This is a genomic window from Streptomyces sp. NPDC002690, from assembly GCF_053592415.1.
Map to the genome: position 1 here is coordinate 1 of NZ_JBSFVR010000583.1, position 2,991 is coordinate 2,991.

A 2,991-nucleotide genomic window follows, 5' to 3' on the forward strand; every position below is an offset into this window, starting at 1 on the left:
CGTCACCAGCACGGGTGACGGACCGGGCCACACCCGTGTGCCGTGAGGACGTGACGACGGGGTCCTCTCCACCGGGCTCGTCCAGCGCTGCGGGACTACCCTGGAAAGGTACGTTTCCGCCCCTCGGAAGGGGGCGTCATGACGCCCCGCACCCTGTTCGACAGCTCCCTGACACACCTGCGGGATGGATTCACCGGCGCGATCCACACCCCCGAGGACGAGGGTTACGACGAGGCTCGCGCCGTCTTCAACGGCATGATCGACCGCCGTCCCGCCCTCATCGCCCAGTGCGCGTCCGCCGAGGACGTCGCCTCGGCGCTGCGGTGCGCCCGCTCGGAAGAGCTGGAGATCGCCGTACGGGGCGGCGGCCACAGCGTGGCGGGCATGGCGTCGAGCGAAGGCGGGCTCGTCGTCGATCTGCGCCTCATGCACGAGGTGACCGTCGACCGGGAAGCGGGCACCGCCCGGGTCGGCGGCGGTGCCACCATGAGCCATCTGGACCGGGCCACCCAGCCGTTCGCGCTGGCCACCACCGGTGGGCGGGCGTCCACGACCGGGGTCGGCGGGTTCACGCTGGGCGGCGGATCGGGCTGGCTGGAGCGGAAGTTCGGGCTGGCCTGCGACAATCTGCTCGCCGCCGAGGTGGTCACCGCGGACGGCTCCACGGTCCGGGCGAGCGAGGACGAGAACCCGGACCTCTTCTGGGCGTTGCGCGGCGGCGGCGGGAACTTCGGCGTCGCCACCTCGCTGACGCTCCGTCTGCACGACCTGCCCGCCATGAGCATGGCGCTGATCGTCTTCCGCCCCGAGGACGGCCCGGAGGCCGTCACCGCCTTCCGCGACCTGATGGCGACGGCGCCCGACGAGGCGGGCGGCGGCTGCCTCTATCTGACCGGGCCGCCCGAGGACTTCGTGCCCGCGCACCTGGTCGGCAAGCCCGTCTGCGGAGTGCTGGTCACCTGGGCCGGCACGGAGACCGGCCTGCGGGAGGTCGCCGCACCGCTGCTGGCCCTCCCTCACGAGGCGGAGGTCGTCGCCGAACTCCCGTACGCGGACCTCCAGTGCATGCTCGACGATCCGCCCGGCCAACGGAACTACTGGTCGGCCGAGTACCTGGGCGGGTTCCCCGACGAGGCGGTGGCCGCCTTCTGCTCCACCGCGGGTGCCATGCCCGTTCCGTCCGGGTCGCAGCACATCCTCTTCCCGTTGGGCGGGGCGGTCGCGAGCGGCCCGGCCGACCTGCCCGTACGGTGGCGCTCCTCCCCTTGGGTCGTGCACCCCTTCGGGATCTGGGACGATCCGGCCGACGACGCGCGCGCCCGGAACTGGGTCCACGAGGCTCGCGCCGGGGTCCGGCCGTGGGCGGACGACGCCGTCTACCTCAATTTCATCGGCCAGGAGGGCCACGAACGCGTCGTCGCCGCGTACGGCGAGGAGAACTACGCGCGGCTCGCCGGGGTGAAGCGCCGTTACGACCCCGACAACGTGTTCCGCCTCAACCACAACATCGAGCCGGCGTCGGCCTGAGCCCGCCGGATGCCCCGCATGCCGCTCTCTGCTCGTTGACCCGCCCCTCGCTCCGAGAGGGGCGGGTCAACGAGCCCGGTTGAGCGGCTGCGCCAACTCGTCGTAGACGCTGAGCACATGGGTGATGGTGTCCTCCTCGGTGGGCCAGCCGGCGGCCTGCGCCCGGCCCTCGGCCGCCAGCAGGGCGCGCCGGTCCGGATCGAGGAGGAGTCCCGCGATCGCCCGGGCGAGCGCCCCGGCGTCGCCGTACGGGACGAGTTCGGCGGCCTCGCCCACGAGTTCGGGGATGCCACCGACCGCTGTGGCCACCAGCGGCGTCCCCGCGCGGAGGGCGTCCTGCGCGAGGCGGGAGCGGGCCTCCCAGCGGCTGGGGATCACCACGAGGTCCGCCGCCGCGACGAGTTCGGGAATGTCGTCGCGGGCGCCGAGCAGCCGCACGGGCAGCCGCTCCCCCTTGATGCGGCGTTGCAGGGCGGCCCGCTCGCGCCCCTCGCCGGCGACGACCACCTGGGGCGCGGGGTCCAGTTCACCCAGCAGCCGGGCGGCGTCGAGCAGGACCCCGTACCCGTGACGGGGCATCAGGTTGCCGGCCGAGAGAAGCAACGGGTTTCCCACCGCGCCGAGTTCGGCCCGGACCTTGTCGAGGTGCGCGGCGTCGGCGGGGTCGCGGGAGACCGGTGTGGCGACCGGCGCCAGCCGGGCGTCCCGGGCTCCCCTGCGGCGGGCCCGGTCCACGAGGTCGGAGGAGGTGCCCAGCACCACGGCCGCGGCTCGGGCCGCCCGGACCTCCAACAGGTGCCGCAGACGCCTGCGGGCGCCGTCGGCGTGGCCCCGGCCGTGCCAGGTCACGACCAGCGGGGTGCGCAGGCCGCCCAGGGCGGCGGCGGCACGGACGGCGGCGTGCGGGCCGTGCGCGTGCACGACGTCCGCGCCGAGGCAGGCGGAGCGCAGCGCGGCCATGGAGACGGGGTCGCCGCGCCGGGGCACGGCCGCGAACCGGGCACCGGTCGCGGAGAAGTCGTGGACCAGGTCCACGGCGGTGGGTGCGCAGACGGTGACCTGCACCCCGCGCGCGATCAGTCCGGCGGCGAGGGAACCGACGTGGGCACCGCTGCCTGCCCCGCCGCCGCCCAGGACCTGCACCGTTCGCAGCTGTGACACGTTGATCGGCTCCCGGAGTTCCCGTGTCGGTGAGGGTTGCGCGCCACGACGGCACCCTCCAAGGATGCCAGTCCGTAGGGGTGTTACGGACCGCCGGAACGTTGCTGCACCCCCGTGGGAGGACAACCGGCCGTTGTGTACCACTCGCACGAGTGACGCCCTTGGCGTGAAAACGCTGCTCGGCGCGGCGCGTGCGCGTCGACGGGGGGCCGCGGGTCAGCTCGGCCTGCTGGTAGGCGCGGACCGCCTCGCGGTTGAAGTAGTAGTAGTGCAGGTACTCGTTGGGGACGGCGCCGAGCGAGC

Annotated in this window: 2 protein-coding genes; one reads left to right on the forward strand and one right to left on the reverse strand. The window is 74.0% G+C overall.

Going from position 1 to position 2,991, the window contains the following annotated elements:
• Window positions 1-138: 138 nt before the first annotated feature.
• On the forward strand, window positions 139-1,527 hold the full coding sequence (locus ACWD3D_RS35490; protein WP_451464794.1) for an FAD-binding oxidoreductase: 1,389 nt from the start codon (window positions 139-141) through the stop codon (window positions 1,525-1,527).
• Between the two features lie 66 nt (window positions 1,528-1,593).
• Here the strand turns inward: ACWD3D_RS35490 and ACWD3D_RS35495 are convergent, their stop codons facing one another.
• Window positions 1,594-2,688, reverse strand: a complete 1,095-nt coding sequence (locus ACWD3D_RS35495; protein ID WP_451464795.1) for a glycosyltransferase family 4 protein — start codon at window positions 2,686-2,688, stop codon at window positions 1,594-1,596.
• Between the last annotated feature and the right edge of the window lie 303 nt (window positions 2,689-2,991).